We start from the raw sequence: 18281 nt of genomic DNA, 5'->3' as shown, positions 1-18281 counted from the left end.
CCCGGTGTGCCCGGGCGCCCCGGCCATTCCTAGCCGGCCCACGGGTCATAGTCGGCGATGAGCTCCTCCTGCGGCGGACGCTCCGCTTCGGGGACGTGCTGCAGGTTCACCCGCACCCGGTACCAGAGCGAACTTGATCCGCGCATGCCGTCGACGAGCACGTCGGCCGGGTGCAGGGCGGGGACGAGATCCGCGTGCCGGGTCTTCCATTCGTCGAGCGCCGTGAGTGCCTCGGGCTTGGTCCTGGTGCGGGCCACCTCGATGAGCGGCATCACCGACTGCCGGCGGCCCGAGCCGTCGCCGCCGCGTGGCGGCTTCTCGGCGGGGCCTAGCTCGGCCGCCAGAGCCAGGAGTCCGTCCAGTCTGCCAGCCGCGTCGTCGATCCCGGCGTGCGGATCGCCCCCCTCCGCGAAGCGCCCGGGCACCGTAAGCACGGTGAACTGTTCCGGCCGGATGGAGCGGACCTCGTCCCATGTGAGCGGCATGGAAACCCGGGCGTCGGGCAGGGGCCGGACCGAGTACGCAGAGGCGACCGTGCGGTCCTTTGCGTTCTGGTTGAAGTCGACGAACACACTCTCGCCGCGCTCCTCCTTCCACCACCGCGCGGTGGCGAGGCCGGGAGTGCGGTTTTCGACCTCGCGGGCCAGGGTCTCAGCGGCGAGCCGCACGTCGCGGAACGACCACTGCGGCGCGATGCGCACCAGGATGTGGAGTCCGCGCGAGCCGCTCGTCTTCGGCCACCCCACCAGCCCCACGTCGTCGAGCACCTCCCGCGCCGCATAGGCGACATCGACGATCTGGGACCAGTCGACCCCCGGCATCGGATCGAGGTCCACCCGGAGTTCGTCGGGGTGCTCGAGGTCCTCGGCCCGCACGGGATGCGGGTTAAGGTCGAGGCAGCCAAGATTCACCACCCACGCCAGGCCGGCGGCATCGCGGATCACGGCTTCTTCGGCTGATGTCCCGGACGCGTAGTGCAGTGTTGCCGTGTCGATGAAGCCGGGGTGGTTCTCCGGTACGCGCTTCTGGAAGAAGGGTTCGGCGTCGATGCCCTTCGGGAATCGCTTGAGCACCATCGGCCGCCCGCCGGCGCCGCGCAGCGCACCGTCCGCGACGGCGAGGTAGTACTGCACCAGGTCGAGCTTCGTCAGCCCGGGCTCGGGGAACACCACCTTGTCCGGACTCGAGATGCGAACCTCGGTGCCGTCAATGTCGAGGATCTCGGCCGGGGCCTTCGAGGGGCTCATTCCGCCACGCTAGCAACGATCGGATGCCGCGGCCAGACCCGCTGACCGGCCAGCGAAGGCACCGGCCAGCGAAGGCACCGGCAAGCGAAGGCCCCGGGAACCTACCCGCTCACCAGCTTCCGTGCCGCGGCCGAGTGCTCAGCGATCAGTCCGGAAAGGTCCAGCCCCGGGATCGCGCCGTCCACCACGCGCCACTGCCCGCCCACCATGACGCGGTCGGCCCGGTCCGCTCCGCACAGCAGGAGCGCGGCGAGGGGGTCGTGGCTGCCGGAGAACCGCAGGTCGTCGAGCCTGAACAGCGCCAGATCGGCCTGCATCCCGGGCGCCAGTTGGCCCAGGTCTGACCGGCCCAGGACCGCCGCGGACCCCCGGGTCGCCCACCCCAGCGCACGCTCCACGGGGACCTGCGCCCCGTAGCGCAGCCGTTGCAGGTACAGCGCCTGCCGCGCCTCCAGGATCATGTTCGAGGCATCGTTCGACGCTGATCCGTCCACTCCGAGCCCTACGGGCACTCCTGCGTCCTCCAGTTCGAGCACCCGCGCGGTGCCCGAAGCCAGCCGCATGTTGGAGGTGGGGCAATGCGCGACGGCGGTGCCCGCGGCTCCCAGTGCGGCGATCTCGGCATCGCTGAAATGGATGCCGTGGCCCAGCCAGGTCCGGTTGCCCAGCCAGCCCACGCTCTCCAGGTACTCCACCGTGCGCAGGCCGAACATCTCCCGGCAGAAGTCCTCCTCGTCGAGGGTTTCGGCCAGGTGCGTGTGCAGCCGGACGTCATGCCGTTCCGCCAGGGCGGCGCTTTCGGCCATGATCTCCTTGGTCACGGAAAACGGCGAACACGGCGCCAGGGCAATCTGGATGACGGCGCTGTCGCCGCGCTGGTGGTACTCGCGGATAAGCCGTTCGCTGTCCGCCAGGATCACGTCCGGCTGCTGGACGGTGGACTGCGGCGGCAGGCCGCCGTCGTCCTGTCCGAGTGTCATGGAGCCGCGGGTTAGCGTGGCCCGCATGCCGAGCTCCCGCACCGCCCGGACTTCGATGTCGATGGCGTCTTCCATGCCCTCCGGGAAGAGGTAGTGGTGGTCCGCGGCGGTGGTGCAACCGGAGAGCAGCAGTTCCGCGAGGGCAACGGTGGTGGCCAGTTCCAGGTCGCGCGGCGTGAGCCGTGCCCAAACCGGGTACAGATTCTGCAGCCACGGGAACAGCGGAGCGTTGGCCACCGGCCCCCAGGCGCGCGTGAGTGTCTGGTAGAAGTGGTGGTGGGTGTTGATCAGGCCGGGCAGCAGGACGTGGCTGCCGGCGTCGAAGGTTTCCTGGCAGGGTGTGGACGGCAGCTGGCCGGCGGCCAGGACTTCCGTGATGACTCCGCCGGCCACCACGACGCCCCCGGAGCCGTCAAGGCTGTTGGCGGTGAAGGCTGCGAGCGGATTCCGGATCCAGAGCCGGGAATCGGAGGGGTGCGTGGTCATGGGGCGGGCTCCTGCCTGAGCGTGCGGACGAAGTTCCAGCTCAGTGAGGGCCTGTCTGCTGATCCAGGCGTCCGGCGCCCGTGGCGCCGGTTGGGCATCAGCGTAAGGCGGCGGGAATCGCCGCGTCAACGGCGGGAATCGTGCCAACGTGTTGTGACAGCACGGAAACCCGAATTTCACATCACGAAATTAACTTTCCGAAACCTATGGTGCAGCTCACGTTCCGGTGCTAGTCTCGATTCTGCCAAAGGCGGGCCCCCGGACACCGGGGAAGCTATCTACCAGGCGCAACTTAACCTTCAAAAGCACATGCTGAAGCCTGGTAACCGTCGCATCTGGCCTTTTCGTTCCACCTCGGCGTACCGGCTTCCCAGCAAAGGGAGTCGCATCATGAGTACCACCGTCACGGCCCAGGAATTCCTGGCCAGGTCCATCGAGTTGGCCACTGCCAACGTCCTCAACAGCGGCGGGCCGTTCGGCGCCGTCATTGTCACCGCAGACGGACAAGCGTTCGACGGCGTCAATCGCGTCACCGCCACGAATGACCCCACAGCCCACGCCGAAGTCACGGCCATCCGCCGCGCGTGCAGTGAACTCGGCACGTTCGACCTCACCGGAGCCACCCTCTACACCAGCTGCGAGCCGTGCCCCATGTGCCTGGCCTCGGCTCTGTGGGCCCGGGTGGAGCGTGTGGTGTTCGCGGCGGACCGGCACGATGCCGCCTCCGTGGGTTTCGACGACGCAGTGTTCTACGAGTACTTCGAAAACGACCAGCGCGATGCGCTGATGCCGGTGGCCCGGCTTGAACTCGAGGATCCGCAGGCTCCTCCGGTCCTCGAACCGTTCACCACCTGGAACACGCTCGACTCCAGGATTGATTACTAGGGCCGGTGGCTGAGATGACAATCCTGGACACCACCTCCGACGAACGGCAACAACCGGCCGCCCCTAAGCGCCCGCAGCCGTCGAACGCCTTCCTGGACCGTTTCTTCGAAATCACCAAGCGCGGTTCCACCGTGGCCCGCGAGGTTCGCGGCGGCCTGGTCACGTTCTTCACCATGGCCTACATCGTCATCCTGAACCCGCTGATCCTGGGCGGTTTCAGCGCGGACAATGCCCCCACCGACGTTGCGGGCGGCTGGCTGTCCGCAGCGCAGGTGGGTGCCGTCACCGGCCTCACCGCCGGCGTCATGACCATCCTGTTCGGCCTGATCGCCAACCTGCCCTTCGGGCTCGCGGCAGGCCTGGGCATCAACTCCTTCCTGGCCGTGGCCGTGATCCAGGAGGTCACCTGGGCCGAGGCCATGGGCCTGGTGGTCATCAACGGCATCCTGATCGTCCTCTTCGGCGTCACCGGCGCGCGGACGGCCATCTTCCGGGCAGTGCCCAAGGAGTTGAAGGCGGCCATCACGGTGGGCATCGGCCTGTTCATCGCCTTCATAGGGTTCGTGGATTCCGGCTTCGTCCGCGCCACGACGGCGGGGCCTCCGGTCCAGCTCGGTGACAACGGTTCCATCACCTCGGTCCCCACCCTGGTGTTCATCGTGGGCCTGCTGGTCATGGGCGTCCTTGTGGCCCGCAAAGTGCAGGGCGGACTGCTGATCGGCATCGTGGCCACCACCGTGCTCGCCGCGGTGGTCGAGGCAGTCATGAAAATCGGCCCCGGCAGCGCGAGCAACCCCGGCGGCTGGCACCTGAACACCCCTGTCCTCTCCGGCCAGCTGGTGTCCGCTCCGGACCTGTCCCTGGTGGGGCAGTTCGACCTGTTCGGCGCCTTCGGCCGGATCGGCGGACTCGCTGCGACCATGCTGGTGTTCACGCTGGTGTTCACCAACTTCTTCGACGCCATGGGCACCATGACCGGACTGGCCAAGAGCGCCGGTGTGGCGCACAAGGACGGCACCTTCCCGCGGCTGAAGTCGGCCTTCATCGTCGAAGGCCTGGGAGCCGTTGCCGGCGGCGCAACGTCGGGTTCGTCCAACACGGTGTACATCGACTCCGCCGCGGGCATCGGGGAAGGCGCCCGCACCGGACTGGCTTCGGTGGTCACCGGCGTGCTGTTCCTGGGCTCGATGTTCCTGACGCCGCTCACGTCAGTGGTGCCGCTGGAAGTTGCCGCCGCAGCGCTGGTGGTTGTTGGCGCCATGATGATGGCCCAGATCCGCGAGATCAAGTTCAGCAAGTTCTCCGTGGCACTGCCGGCCTTCCTGACCATCGTCACCATGCCGCTGAGCTACTCCATCGCCAACGGAATCGGCGTGGGCTTCATCTCCTGGGCGGTCATCAGTGCCTGCTCCGGCAAGATCCGGAAGGTGCACCCGCTGATGTGGGTGGTCACGGCCGGCTTCCTGATCTACTTCGCCCGCGGTCCCATCAACGCCCTGCTGGGCGCGTAGGGAGTCCCGCTTAGGGATTACACAGACCGGACCGGGGCAGGCAGATGGGGCCGGCCCCGGTCCACCCAACCGCTGTTCCAGTACACCGGCTGTTCCACCAACCGCAAGCCACAAACTGCAATCAAACTGACGCAGGCGCCACCACTGCCGGTGCTTCCCCCGGCGCACGATAGGAACGAGAATATGGACACCATCGCCGCACAGGAAAAGGGAGTGCAGCAATGTTGGATCTGATGCCTTCACTGAAGGAATGGCAGCCCGCCACCACCGGCCAGCGCTGCGCACTGGCCACCGTGGTGGGGGCCGGCGGATCCGTACCGAGGCCGCTGGGCACGTCCATGCTGGTGTCCGAAGCCGGCGACGTCCTGGGCAGCCTGTCCGGCGGCTGCGTTGAAGGGGCCGTCGTGGAGGCGGCGCTGGCGGCACTGCACGACGGCGGCACGCGCCGCGAGTTTTTCGGTTACAGCACGGAGGACGCGTTCGCCGTCGGGCTCACCTGCGGGGGAGAGCTGGAGATCCACATCGAACCCCTGGGCACCGCGCCAGGCGGGCTCCGGCTGGAGAACCTGCGGGTCCTTGCCGGTCAGGAGCCCGGCAGCGCGCTCGCGCTGATCCGGCGGGTGGACGCCCACGGGGGCGGCGCCGTCGTGATTCCGGACCCGGCAAGCTTCCTGGTGGAGCATTCTGCGGAACTCGCGGTGCTGCTGGGACTGCCTGAGCTGTCCCCGCGCGCGGCGGCCCGCCTGATGCGGGCGGCGGCCGCCCAGCTGGAACCCCTGCTGCGCGGCGGCCGGACCGGGCTGGTCCGGCTCGCGCCAGCCGGGGGCTGCCTTTCCGGCATGGGCGTGCCGCCGGGCCAGGCCACGAACTCAGCCACCAGCCCGGAGCCCATCACCCTGCTCGTGGAGAGCCGGCTGCCGCCCGCCCGCCTGCTGATCTTCGGCGCCAACGACTTCGGCGCCGCGCTGCTGCCCGCCGCCCAGCTGCTGGGCTACCACGTGACCCTGTGCGACGCACGGCCGGCCTTCGCCGGCCAGTCGCGGTTCGCCGGGGCGGACCAGGTGGTCACTGCCTGGCCGCACCGCTATCTGGCTGAGGAAGCCGCGGCAGGGCGGATCGACGCCCGGACCGTGGCGTGCGTCCTGACCCATGATCCCAAGTTCGACATCCCGCTGCTGCAGACCGCGCTGGGCCTGGACCTGGCCTATGTGGGCGCCATGGGTTCGCGGCGCAGCCACCGGCAGCGCGTCGATTCCCTGCTTGCCGCAGGGGTAGGCCCCGAGGACCTGTCCAGGCTGCATTCGCCCATCGGGCTGGACCTGGGTGCCGTGACCCCTGCCGAAGTGGCCGTGTCCATCACCGCCGAACTCGTGGCCAGCCGCACCCGCTCCGCCGGTGCCTCCGTGCAGGCGGCGTCGCTGAAAGACGGCGCGGGCCCCATCCACCGAACCGGCCCCATCCACGGAACCGGCCCCAGTCACAACGTCAACACCCCGCAACATCAGGAGACCCCATGGACATGAACACCATCGAGGCGGTGGTCCGTACCGAGGACCCGTCCGAATGGCGCGACGGCGATGCGTGGCTCGCCGGCGGAACGGTGCTCTTCTCCTACGGGAGCCTTGCCTTCGGCACAGAACCGCTCCGGCGGCTGCTGGACCTCGGCTCCGCCGGCTGGCCCGCCGTCACGGTGACGGATGCGGGCATCGAGCTCGCGGCGACCTGCACTGTGGCGGAGCTGTACGCCCTGCCCGGGTCCGCTGCCGCGGCAGGCCGGGACACTGACTGGCCCGCCCTGGACCTCATCCGCCCCTGCTGCGACTCCTTCGTGGCCTCCTTCAAGGTCTGGAACATGTCCACCGTGGGCGGCAACCTCTGCACCTCGCTGCCCGCCGGCCCGATGACCTCGCTCTGCGCCGCCCTCGACGGAGTGGCCACGGTGCTCGGGACGGACGGCACCGGCCGCACCGTGCCGGTGGCCGAGTTCGTCACCGGGGACGGCAAGAACTGCCTGGCCCCGGGCGAGCTGCTGCGCAGCATCCACCTCCCGGCATCTGCGCTGGCCGCCCGGGTCGCTTTCCGGCGCCTGTCGCTCAGCAACCTGGGCCGATCAGGGGTGCTGTTGATCGGAAGGCTCGACGCCGACGGCACTCTGGTCCTCACCGTCACCGCCGCCACAAAACGCCCCGTACAGCTGCGCTTCGCGGCGACATCCAAAGATGAGCCGTCCGGCGCGTCCACATCTGCGGCGGCGCTTGTCGACGCACTCGACACCGCCATCCCCGAAGGGCTGTACCACGACGACATCCACGGCCTGCCCGCCTGGCGGAAAGACATGACGTACCGGCTGGCCGAAGAAATCAGGGCTGAACTGGCATCCCCGGCAGGGGTCCCGCCGGCCCGGGTGTCCGGGGACTTCTGGCCGCCGCGGCCCGGTCTGACGCAGCGCAGTTTGGAAGAGCGCAGTTCGGCGGAGCCCGGCGCGCACCGTTCACAGCACACCGTTACGTCGCAGGCGTCGCCTCAGCAGGAAGGGGCCTGAGCATGGCCAACCACACCACCCGCGGCATCGACATCAACGGCGTCCCGGCCACGGCGGAGCCCCGTCCCGGCCAGTGCCTGCGCACCTTCCTGCGCGAGCAGGGCAACTTCGGCGTCAAGAAGGGCTGCGACGGCGGCGATTGCGGTGCCTGCACCGTGCACGTGGACGGCACTCCCGTGCACAGCTGCATCTACCCGGCCGTCCGGGCCGAGGGCCGCGCCGTCACCACCATCGAGGGGCTCGCCCGCACCTGCGGCAGTTCCGTTGTGGCAGGTACGAACGGGACTGACTCGGACGGCACCGAAACGGCGGGGACCGGCACGAAAGAAACAGGGACCGACGCCGCCCTCCACCCGATGCAGCAGCAGTTCCTGGACCGCCAGGGATTCCAGTGCGGATTCTGCACCGCCGGCATGGTGATGACGGCAGCCACGTTCGACGAGGAGCAGAAGCAAAACCTGCCCCGGAACCTGAAGGGAAACCTGTGCCGCTGCACCGGCTACCGGGCCATCGAGGACGCCGTCTGCGCCCATGAAGGACACCCGGACCCCAAAGGTCCCGGTTCGGGCATCGCCGGCGAAGGCCAGCCCGAGCCCAGGCCGGGCCAGCTCGGTGACGACGTTCCGGCCCCCGCCAGCCGTGCTGTGGTCACCGGGAAAGCCCGCTATACCCTGGACGTTCCCGCAGAGGAGCTGCAAGGGCTGCTGCACCTGAAGCTCCTGCGGTCACCGCACGCCCACGCGCGGGTCATTTCCATTGACTCAAGCGCTGCCCTTCAGGTTCCGGGCGTTGTGGCCGTCTTCACCCACGACGATGCCCCGGCCCAGCTGTTCTCCACCGCCCAGCATGAGCTCTACACCGACGATCCGGATGACACCCGCGTCCTGGATGACGTGGTGCGGTTCATCGGGCAGAAGGTTGCCGCCGTCGTCGCCGACTCCGTGGCGGCGGCGGAAGCCGGCGTCCGGGCCCTCACAGTCGAGTACGAGGTGCTGGACGCCGTCTTCACCCCCGAGGACGCGATGCGCCCTGGTGCCCCCGCAATCCACGGCGGCAAGGAGGCGGCGACGGCGCGCATCAGCCGGCCCGAGCAGAACGTCGTGGCAGAGCTGCATTCGGAACTCGGCAGCGTGGCAGCCGGGTTTGCCGAGGCCGACTTCATCCACGAACAGACCTATCGGACCCAGCGGGTGCAGCACACCGCGTTGGAAACGCACGCCGCGATCGCATCCGTGGACGGGGAGGGCAGGCTGCAGGTCCGCACCTCCAGCCAGGTCCCGTTCCTGGTCCGGCGCACCCTGTCCAGGGTCTTCGATATGCCGGAGGAACAGATCCGCGTGGTGGCCGGCCGCGTGGGCGGCGGCTTCGGCGGCAAGCAGGAGGTGCTCACGGAGGACGTCGTGGCCCTGGCAGCGATGAAGCTGAAGCGGCCGGTGCAGCTCGAATTCACCCGGACGGAGCAGTTCACGGCCTCCACCACCCGGCACCCGTTCACCATCCATCTCAAGGCCGGTGCCAGCAGGGAAGGCCGGCTCACCGCGTTGCAGCTGGAGGTGCTCACCAACACCGGCGCCTACGGCAACCATGCCCCGGGCGTGATGTTCCACGGCTGCGGCGAATCCCTGGGCGTGTACAAGTGCGCCAACAAGAAAGTGGACGCACACGCCGTGTACACCAACACCGTTCCGTCCGGGGCGTTCCGCGGCTACGGCCTGAGCCAGATGATTTTCGCCATCGAATCCGGGATCGACGAGCTCGCCACCGGGATCGGGATGGATCCGCTGGAGTTCCGCCGCCGGAACATGGTCCTGGAGGGCGACGACATGCTCTCCACCCACTCCGACCCGGAAGAGGACGTGCTCTACGGCAGCTACGGGCTGGACCAGTGCACCCGCCTGGTTCAGGATGCCCTGGCCCGCGGGCTGGAGCGGTACCGGGCCGCCGGGCTGGACGACCTGGGCCCGGACTGGGTCACGGGGGAGGGGACGGCGCTGTCCATGATCGACACCGTCCCGCCGCGCGGCCACTTTGCCCACTCCAAGCTCCGGCTCCTTCCGGACGGAACGTACGCGGCCGACGTCGGGACCGCCGAATTCGGAAACGGCACCACCACTGTCCACGCCCAGCTCGCGGCCACCGCGCTGTCCACCACGGCGGGGCGCATCACGGTCCGGCAGTCGGACACGGACCTGGTGCAGCACGATACCGGGGCGTTCGGCTCGGCCGGGACCGTGGTGGCGGGCAAGGCCACGCTGGCCGCGGCCGAAGAGCTCGCAGTCCGGATCCGGGCGTTCGCCGCCGGCATCCGCCAGGTGCAGTCCTCCGGCTGCGTGCTGGAGGAGGACGCGGTGGTGTGCGAGGGAACCCGCGTCCCCCTGACGGAAATTTCCGACGCCGCCGAGCAGGCCGGCGTCGAGCTCGCCACCGAAGGCCACTGGGGCGGGACGCCCCGATCCGTGGCGTTCAACGTTCAGGGTTTCCGGGTGGCGGTTAATACCGGCACCGGCGAACTGAAGATCCTGCAGAGCGTCCAGGCCGCCGACGCCGGAGTGGTGGTCAACCCGCGGCAGTGCCGCGGCCAGATCGAAGGCGGGATCGCGCAGGCGCTCGGCGCCGCGCTGTACGAGGAAGTGAAGGTGGACGACGGGGGAAAGGTCACCACGGACATCCTGCGGCAGTACCACATCCCCACTTTCGCGGACGTGCCACGCAGTGAAGTCTATTTCGCCGAAACCAGCGACAAGCTGGGCCCGCTGGGGGCAAAGTCGATGAGCGAAAGCCCGTTCAACCCGGTGGCGCCGGCGCTCGCCAATGCCATCCGGAACGCCACGGGGGTGCGGTTCGCCGAGCTGCCCATTGCCAGGGACAAGATCTACCTTGGACTGAAGGACGCGGGAGTCGCCTCGCACCTTGAGAGCGCTAACGGCCTATAGTCGGATGATGGAAAAACGACAGTTGGGCAAGACCGGACGGAACGTCTCCATTGTTGGCCTGGGGACCTGGCAGCTTGGCGCGGACTGGGGGAACGTGGACCCCGCGCAGGCGCAGGCCATCCTGGCTGCGTCCGTGGAAGAGGGCGTCACGTTCTTCGATACTGCGGACGTTTATGGCGACGGCCGCAGCGAGCAGGCCATCGGCGCGTTCCTGGCCGATAACCCGGGCCTGGACATCACGGTGGCCACCAAGATGGGCCGCCGGATGGAGCAGGTGCCGGAGAACTACAACCTCGCCAACTTCCGCGAGTGGACGGACCGGTCCAGGCGAAACCTGGGCATGGAACAGCTGGACCTGGTCCAACTGCACTGCCCGCCTACGTCCGTCTACAGCAACGCCGAGGTCTATGACGCGCTGGACACCCTCGTGGCCGAAGGTGCCATCCGGAACTACGGCGTCAGCGTGGAGCGGACCGACGAAGCCCTCGAAGCCATGCGCCACGAAGGCACCGCCACCGTGCAGATCATCCTCAACGCCTTCCGTCTCAAGCCGCTGGACGAAGTGCTGCCTGCGGCCGAGGCCGCCGGGGTGGGCATCATCGCCCGGGTTCCGCTCGCTTCGGGGCTGCTGTCCGGCAAGTACACCGAGGATACGTCCTTTGCGGAGAACGACCACCGGAACTACAACCGCACCGGTTCCGCGTTCGACGTCGGCGAGACCTTCTCCGGTGTGGACTTCGGGCAGGGCCTCAAGGCGGTTGCCGAGTTCGAGGAACTGGTGCCCGACGGCGTCAGCACCGCCCAGGCCGCCATCGCCTGGATTGCGGCGCAGGACGGCGTCAGCACGGTGATCCCGGGCGCGCGGAACGTGGACCAGGCCCGCTCCAACGCTGCGGCTGCGGGTGTCAGCGGGATTGACGCCACGTTCGACGTCGGGGTCCGCGAAATCTACGACCGCTACTTCCGCGAAGCGATCCACCCGCGCTGGTAGTGCGCGACCCGGCAGCTGCCGTCCGCGTGGCCGCCGTCCTGGAACGCGCGCCTCGTTAGTCCGCCGGATACCACACCCGCTCTCCCTCAACGCGTGCGAAGGAGGTCAGGGTGTGGGGTTTGGCGGACGTCTCCGTCATGATGTCCAGCACCACGACGTTCCGGACCACGAGGGCGTCCCCGATCAGGGAGCGGTGGCAACGCCACGGGACGGCTTCCGCGCACATGACCGCCGCATTGCTGGTGCGCCCGCGTTCCATCAGCTGACCGATGGCTGAGGAAAACTCTTCGGTCTGCATGTAGTCCGCGTACCCGCGGAAGGACGCGTTCCGCCAGGCGCCATTGGGGCTGTCCTTCCGCGCGTGCCGCAGGCCGCCGAGGGATTCCATCCGCCGGTAGGTGATCCCGCTGGCGCGCAGGCTCGCCGCCAGGGAGTCCCCATTGAACTGCGGATTGTGCCGGGACTTCGGGACGGTGCGCACGTCGATCAGCTTCCTGACGCCGTGGGCCTTCAGGAGGCCGATGAATTCGTCGATGGGATGAGTGGAGTGCCCCACGGTGAAGATGGTCATGTCCGTCATGTCCCCATGCTAAAGGGGCTGCCCGGATATTCTGGGTGCCCGACGAGCTGCCAACGGAGAGGGCATCACATGACTTCTTCTTCCATCGATGCCTTTATTGACCGGCTGGCGGCCGTGGCAACAGGGCCGGGATGCAACAACTTCTTCGACCATGCCGTGCCGGAAAATGGGCAGCGCCGCCGGAATCTGGGGATCTACCTGCAGGAAATGCTGGACCGCTCCCCGAAGGTGCTGCTGGTGGGGGAGGCCCCGGGCTTCAGGGGCATGAGGATCACCGGCGTTCCCTTCACCAACCGCACCATGTTGAGGGGCCTGCCAACACCTTCGGTCTGTTCGGTCCGGGGAAGGGATATGTGCTGCCGGCGGAGGCCGCGGGGGTTGCGGCCGAGCCCACCGCAACGGTGATGTGGGAGGTCCTGGCCGAGCTGGCATTCCTGCCCCTGCTGTGGAGCGCCTGCCCGTGGCATACCCACGTGCCGGGGCGCCCGTTGTCCAACCGCACTCCGAAGCCGGCCGAAGCAGCCCTCGGAACTCCCTTTTGGCAGGCACTGACTGAGCTATTTCCGATCGAAACCGTGGTGGCCGTGGGCAATGTGGCGCACCGCAGCCTGCACCGGAGTGGCCTGGACGTGCCGAAGATCAGGCATCCCGCCCACGGCGGCCGGTCCGGGTTCAAACAGGGACTGGAAGAGCTGCTGGCAGCGGGAAAGCGGCCCTGAGCTGCTAGGCGAGCAGCCCCAGCTGGTCCGGGGTGTCGAGGTCTTCGCCACCGGATTGGTCGCTGCAGTCCACCAGGTCGATGAGGTCCGGGCGGGCCTGCAGGAAATGCCGGGCACCGGCGTCGCCCGTTGCTGATTCAGCCGCGTCGGCACGCAGGGTGGCGTCCAGCAGCAGAGGATGGCCGCGCCGGAGGGTGCCGTCCGCTCCGCGGTAGGCAGCGGCAGTGACCTGTCCGGGCCGGTGCGCCGACAGGAGCCGGGACACGATTTCCCGAGTCAGGCCGGGCTGGTCCACCAGCGCGACCAGCACGTGGTCCCCGGCTGCCGCCGCAGCAACTCCCAGCCGGAACGAACTGCCCATCCCGGACTGCCAGTCAGGGTTCTCGAGGAGGGTGTATGCGGCCAGGTCCGTGGTTTCGCGGACCCTGCCCGCGTCAGCGCCGAGGACAACCACGACGTCGCGGCAGCCGCCGTCGAGCAGCACCCCGGCGAGCAATTCCACCAGGGTGCGGCCGCGGAACGGCAGCAGGGCCTTGGGCCCCCGCCCCAAACGGGACCCCGACCCGGCAGCGAGCAGCACCGCCGTCGTGCCGTGTTTGTTCGGATCGCTCATTCCCACACCATATACAAGCGAGTCCCCCACATCACATACGAGTTTTTGTCCAGATAATGGCCTCAAAAGTGCTTCCAAAGCTCATTATCTGGACAAAAACTCCAAAGGAGGAGGTCCGGAGGGCCTGCGTCAGGCGTCGCCGCCTGCTCCGCCGGTGGTTCCGGCGTTGACGTCCAGGAGCTTGTACCGGTCCATGGCGTACGACGGCGCGCCCTCCTCAACGTCGCCCCTCGCCGCGAGCATTTGCAGCGTCTTCACCACGATGGAGTGGGTGTCGTTCTTGAAGAAGCGGCGGGCGGCGGCGCGGGTGTCGGAGAAGCCGAAGCCGTCCGCGCCGAGCGAGGCGAACTCGTTCGGGAGGAACTGGCGGATCTGGTCCGGGACGGCCTTCATGTAGTCCGAGACCGCCACGATGGGCCCGTGCGCCTCGGCCATCTGCTGTGCCACAAACGGAATCCGGGCCGGCTCGCCGGGGTTCAGGAATGCTTCCTCCTCGGCGGCGAGGCCGTCGCGGCGGAGTTCGTTCCAGGACGTGACGGACCAGACGTCCGCGGAGACGCCCCAGTCCTCAGCCAGGATCCGCTGGGCTTCCAGCGCCCAGGGCACCGAAACGCCCGAGGCCAGGATCTGGCTCCTGGGACCTTCCACACCCGACGCCGATACCCGGTAGATGCCCTTCAGCACACCGTTGACGTCGAGGTTCTCAGGCTCGTTGGGCTGGGTGATGGGTTCGTTGTAGACGGTGAGGTAGTACATCAGGTTTTTATCGGATGCAGCTCCGGTTCCTTCGCCGCTTGCGGCCCCCGGTCCGTACATCCGTTCGATGCCGTCGCGGATGATGTGGCCCATTTCGTAGCCGTAGGCGGGGTCGTAGGTGACGACTGCCGGGTTGGTGGCGGCGAGGATGGGGGAGTGGCCGTCGGCGTGCTGGAGTCCTTCGCCGGTGAGGGTGGTCCGTCCTGCGGTGGCGCCGATGATGAAGCCGCGGGTCATTTGGTCCGCGGCTGCCCAGAAGGCGTCGCCGGTGCGCTGGAAGCCGAACATGGAGTAGAACACGTAGACCGGGATCAGCGGTACGCCGTGGGTGGCGTAGGCGGTGCCGGCGGCGGTGAAGGCTGCGACGGCGCCGGCTTCGTTGATGCCGGGGTGGATCAGCTGGCCCTGGGCGGATTCCTTGTAGGCCAGGACCAGGTCCCGGTCCACGGAGAGGTAGTTCTGGCCGCCCGGATTGTAGATTTTCGCCGTGGGGAAAAAGGCATCCATGCCGAACGTGCGCGATTCGTCCGGCACGATGGGAACGATCCGGTGCCCGAACTTCTTGTCCCGGAGAAGGTCCTTGAGCAGGCGGACGAACGCCATGGTGGTGGCAGCCTGCTGCTTGCCCGTGCCGCGCTTGGCGACGTCGAACGTCTTGGCTTCGGGCAGCTCAATGGCCGCGTGGTTGGCCCGGCGCTCGGGCGTGTAGCCGCCGAGGGCCGCGCGGCGCTCAAGGAGGTAGGCGATCTCCGGAGCGTCCGCACCGGGATGGAAGTACGGCGGGCTGTACGGGTCCTCTTCCAGGCGGGCGTCGGAAATGGGAATCCTCAGGTAGTCCCTGAATTCCTTCAAATCCTCCACCGTGAGTTTTTTCATCTGGTGGGTGGCATTCCGGCCCTCAAACCTCGGGCCGAGGCCGTAGCCCTTGACCGTTTTGGCCAGGATGACGGTGGGTTTGCCCTTGAATTCGGTGGCTGCCTTGTACGCGGCGTAGACCTTGCGGTAGTCGTGGCCGCCGCGCTTGAGGTTCCAGATCTGGTCATCGGTGAGGTCCGCGACGAGGTCCTTGGTGCGGGGGTCCTTGCCGAAGAAGTGTTCGCGGACGAACCCGCCGGATTCGGCCTTGTAGGTCTGGTAGTCCCCGTCCGGGGTTTCGTTCATGATCTTCACCAGCGACCCGTCGGAGTCCTTGGCGAGCAGCTCATCCCATTCCCGGCCCCAGACGACCTTGATGACGTTCCAGCCCGCGCCGCGGAAGAACGCTTCGAGTTCCTGCATGATCTTCCCGTTGCCGCGCACCGGCCCGTCCAGGCGCTGGAGGTTGCAGTTGATCACGAAGTTCAGGTTGTCCAGGTTCTCGTTCGCGGCGAGCTGGAGCAGGCCGCGGGACTCGGGCTCGTCCATTTCCCCGTCGCCCAGGAACGCCCAGACCTGCTGGTCCGAGGTGTCTTTCAGGCCGCGGTTGTGCAGGTACCGGTTGGACTGGGCCTGGTAGATCGCGTTCATCGGCCCGATGCCCATGGACACGGTGGGGAATTCCCAGAAGTTCGGCATCAGCCGCGGGTGCGGGTAGGAGGACAGGGCGTGGCCGGCCTTGGACTTTTCCTGCCGGAACCCGTCCAGGTCCTCCTCGGTCAGCCGGCCTTCCATGAACGCCCTGGCGTACATGCCGGGGGAGGCGTGGCCCTGGAAGAAGACCTGGTCCCCGCCGCCGGGGTGGTCCTTGCCGCGGAAGAAGTGGTTGAACCCGACCTCGTACAGGGTCGCGGCGCCGGCGTAGGTGGAGATGTGCCCGCCCACCCCGATGTTCGGGCGCTGGGACCGGTGCACCATCACCGCGGCGTTCCAGCGCATGTAGGCCCGGTACCGGCGTTCGTATTCCTCGTTGCCGGGGAACTCCGCTTCCTGGTCCACCGGGATGGTGTTCACATAGTCCGTGGTGGTGACCATCGGAACCCCGACGCTCTGGGCGCCGGCACGCTGCAGGAGACTGCGCATGATGTACTGGGCACGCTCAGTGCCCTGTTCCCTGATCAGCGTATCCAGGGACTCAATCCATTCGGCGGTCTCTTCCGGATCACGATCAGGCAGCTGGTTAGTCAACCCGCTGAGGATATGGGAGGTATCTTCTCCTGCAGCCACGGCAGCCTCTTTTCATCTTTGAATGTCTGGGCTCTAAGTTTTCGTATTGTGAGAAAACATTCTTGCCATTCGAGATTATGCAGAAGCGGCCGAACGGTCAAGGCGGTCCTGCACTGCCGGGTCCCCGGGGTGGCGGAAAGCCCCTGCGGACCGATTGTGACAACCCGTGGGGGCGCCACTCCCTTGACCTTAAGGTGACCCAGGTCATAGAGTTATTCCACTCCTCAAAACCTAATTTCCATTTTATGGAATTACTTTCTTGGAAGCCCCGGCTTCCCTCATACCCATCCCTTAGAACTGGAGAACCAGATGCAGACGACCCCATCAGTCGGCGTCGAAACGGCTCCCAGCCCGACAGAGTCGTCGGGCCAGCCGGTCCATCCCGCAAAGGGCGTTGAAGCCCTGTGCGAAACAGCGAGCGCCGCGTCCGGCCGCACCATCAGCCCCAGCCTGTACAACATCGACCTTGCCCCGACGAAGCGGGAAGGCCGGCGCTGGACCAGCTACAGCATCTTCACCCTATGGGCCAATGACGTCCACAGCCTTGGAAACTATGCCTTCGCCATCGGGCTTTTCGCATTGGGCCTCGGCGGCTGGCAGATCCTCCTGGCCCTCGGCGTCGGTGCCGTCCTGCTGTTCGCCCTCCTGAGCTTCTCGGGTTTCATGGGCGTCAAGACCGGTGTGCCGTTCCCCGTCATGAGCCGGATCAGCTTCGGCATCAGGGGAGCCCAGATCGCCAGCCTCCTGCGCGGTGCTGTGGCAGTGGCCTGGTTCGGCATCCAGACCTACCTGGCGTCGGTGGTGCTTCGGGTCATGCTCGTGGCCATGGTTCCCTCGCTGAAAGAGTTGGACTCCAACTCGATCCTTGGGCTGTCCACACTGGGCTGGGGCGCCTTTGTGTTCCTTTGGATCGTCCAGCTGATTATCGTCAGTTTCGGCATGGAAATGATCCGCAAGTACGAAGCCTTTGCCGGCCCGGTCATCCTGGTGACCATGGCGGCCATCGCCGTCTGGATCTTTATCGAAGCCGGCGGCTCCATCGCCTGGTCTTCTGACAACGCCCTCGAGGGGGCGGACATGTGGCGCACCATCTTCGCCGGCGGCGCCCTGTGGGTGTCCATCTACGGAACCTTCGTTCTGAACTTCTGCGACTTCACCCGGTCCGCCGTCTCCAAGAAGGCGGTGGTGCGCGGCAACTTCTGGGGCATCCCCATCAACATGCTCCTCTTCGGTGCAATCGTGGTGGTCATGGCCGGCGGCCAGTTCAAGATCAACGGCACGGTCATCCAGAGCCCGTCGGACATTGTCCAGACCATTCCGAATACGCTCCTCCTGGTCCTGGCCTGCCTTGCGCTGCTCATCCTGACCATCGCCGTGAACCTGATGGCCAACTTCGTGGCCCCGGTCTACGCCCTGACCAACCTCTTCCCGAGGCACCTGAACTTCCGCAAGGCAGCCTGGGTCAGCGGCACCATCGGATTGATCATCCTGCCGTGGAACCTGTACAACAACCCGCTCGTGATCGTGTACTTCCTCGGCGGCCTCGGCGCCCTGCTCGGCCCGTTGTTCGGCGTCGTCATGGCCGACTACTGGCTGCTGCGCCGCGGCCGGGTCAACGTGCTTGAGCTGTACACGGAAGATCCCGCCGGGGCGTACTACTACAAAAAGGGCTTCAACCCCAGGGCGATTATCGCCCTGGTCCCGGCAGCCGCCGTCGCCCTCCTGATCGCGTTCGTTCCGGCGCTCGAGGCGGCCGCCCCCTTCGCCTGGTTCTTCGCGGCCGGCATCGCCGCAGTGGTGTACTACTTCATCGCGGACCGCTCGCAGCGGCTGGAAGACGTCGACGGCGAATCCATCGCCGTCGTCAGCACCCACTGACGAACACCACCTGGCCCC

General features: G+C 67.4%; 12 protein-coding genes and 1 pseudogene. 8 read left to right on the top strand and 5 right to left on the bottom strand.

Annotation, left to right across the window (positions count from 1 at the left end; genetic code table 11):
- Window positions 1-29: 29 nt before the first annotated feature.
- Window positions 30-1247 (bottom strand): non-homologous end-joining DNA ligase, encoded by a 1218-nt coding sequence (gene ligD / locus AC1MDG_RS17630; RefSeq protein ID WP_479805585.1) that lies wholly within the window; start codon window positions 1245-1247, stop codon window positions 30-32.
- Between the two features lie 101 nt (window positions 1248-1348).
- Entirely contained in the window at window positions 1349-2713 is a 1365-nt protein-coding gene (locus AC1MDG_RS17625; protein ID WP_479805583.1) for an 8-oxoguanine deaminase, read from the bottom strand.
- A gap of 390 nt (window positions 2714-3103) precedes the next feature.
- On the opposite strand from AC1MDG_RS17625, the gene AC1MDG_RS17620 reads away from it, so the two are divergent.
- From AC1MDG_RS17620 to AC1MDG_RS17595, 6 genes are all read left to right on the top strand, one after another.
- Window positions 3104-3598, top strand: coding sequence for a nucleoside deaminase (locus tag AC1MDG_RS17620; RefSeq protein ID WP_043483989.1), 495 nt, complete (start codon window positions 3104-3106; stop codon window positions 3596-3598).
- Between the two features lie 14 nt (window positions 3599-3612).
- On the top strand, window positions 3613-5109 hold the full coding sequence (locus tag AC1MDG_RS17615) for an NCS2 family permease (protein WP_479809134.1): 1497 nt from the start codon (window positions 3613-3615) through the stop codon (window positions 5107-5109).
- Between the two features lie 221 nt (window positions 5110-5330).
- Window positions 5331-6632 carry an XdhC family protein gene (locus AC1MDG_RS17610; RefSeq protein WP_479805581.1) on the top strand — a complete coding sequence of 434 codons (1302 nt, stop codon included), beginning with the start codon at window positions 5331-5333 and terminating at the stop codon, window positions 6630-6632.
- On the top strand, window positions 6623-7651 hold the full coding sequence (locus AC1MDG_RS17605) for an FAD binding domain-containing protein (RefSeq protein WP_479805579.1): 1029 nt from the start codon (window positions 6623-6625) through the stop codon (window positions 7649-7651). The genes AC1MDG_RS17610 and AC1MDG_RS17605 overlap by 10 nt, the downstream gene beginning before the upstream one ends.
- Window positions 7652-7653: 2 nt before the next feature.
- Complete coding sequence (locus AC1MDG_RS17600; protein ID WP_479805577.1) at window positions 7654-10584, top strand: molybdopterin-dependent oxidoreductase; 2931 nt, start codon at window positions 7654-7656, stop codon at window positions 10582-10584.
- Window positions 10585-10591: 7 nt separating this feature from the next.
- Window positions 10592-11575 (top strand): aldo/keto reductase, encoded by a 984-nt coding sequence (locus AC1MDG_RS17595; protein ID WP_479805576.1) that lies wholly within the window; start codon window positions 10592-10594, stop codon window positions 11573-11575.
- A 55-nt stretch (window positions 11576-11630) separates the two neighbouring features.
- On the opposite strand, the gene AC1MDG_RS17590 is transcribed toward AC1MDG_RS17595, so the two are convergent.
- The gene (locus AC1MDG_RS17590) at window positions 11631-12155 is read right to left on the bottom strand and encodes a DUF488 domain-containing protein (protein ID WP_479805574.1); all 525 of its coding nucleotides are present in this window, start codon (window positions 12153-12155) and stop codon (window positions 11631-11633) included.
- A gap of 69 nt (window positions 12156-12224) precedes the next feature.
- Here AC1MDG_RS17590 and AC1MDG_RS17585 point away from each other — a divergent pair.
- A pseudogene (locus AC1MDG_RS17585) lies at window positions 12225-12874 on the top strand (uracil-DNA glycosylase).
- A 4-nt stretch (window positions 12875-12878) separates the two neighbouring features.
- Here AC1MDG_RS17585 and nboR read toward each other — a convergent pair.
- Window positions 12879-13487, bottom strand: a complete 609-nt coding sequence (gene nboR, locus AC1MDG_RS17580) for a nicotine blue oxidoreductase (RefSeq protein ID WP_479805572.1) — start codon at window positions 13485-13487, stop codon at window positions 12879-12881.
- 129 nt (window positions 13488-13616) lie between these two features.
- Window positions 13617-16385 carry a pyruvate dehydrogenase (acetyl-transferring), homodimeric type gene (gene aceE / locus AC1MDG_RS17575; protein WP_479805570.1) on the bottom strand — a complete coding sequence of 923 codons (2769 nt, stop codon included), beginning with the start codon at window positions 16383-16385 and terminating at the stop codon, window positions 13617-13619.
- Between the two features lie 309 nt (window positions 16386-16694).
- Between aceE and AC1MDG_RS17570 the strand changes: the two genes are divergently transcribed.
- The gene (locus AC1MDG_RS17570) at window positions 16695-18263 is read left to right on the top strand and encodes an NCS1 family nucleobase:cation symporter-1 (RefSeq protein WP_479805568.1); all 1569 of its coding nucleotides are present in this window, start codon (window positions 16695-16697) and stop codon (window positions 18261-18263) included.
- Window positions 18264-18281 lie beyond the last annotated feature (18 nt).

The organism is Arthrobacter sp. AIWTK1 (genome assembly GCF_056680535.1).
Note: the sequence above shows the minus strand (reverse complement) of the source record. Positions and strands in the feature narration are given on the sequence as shown.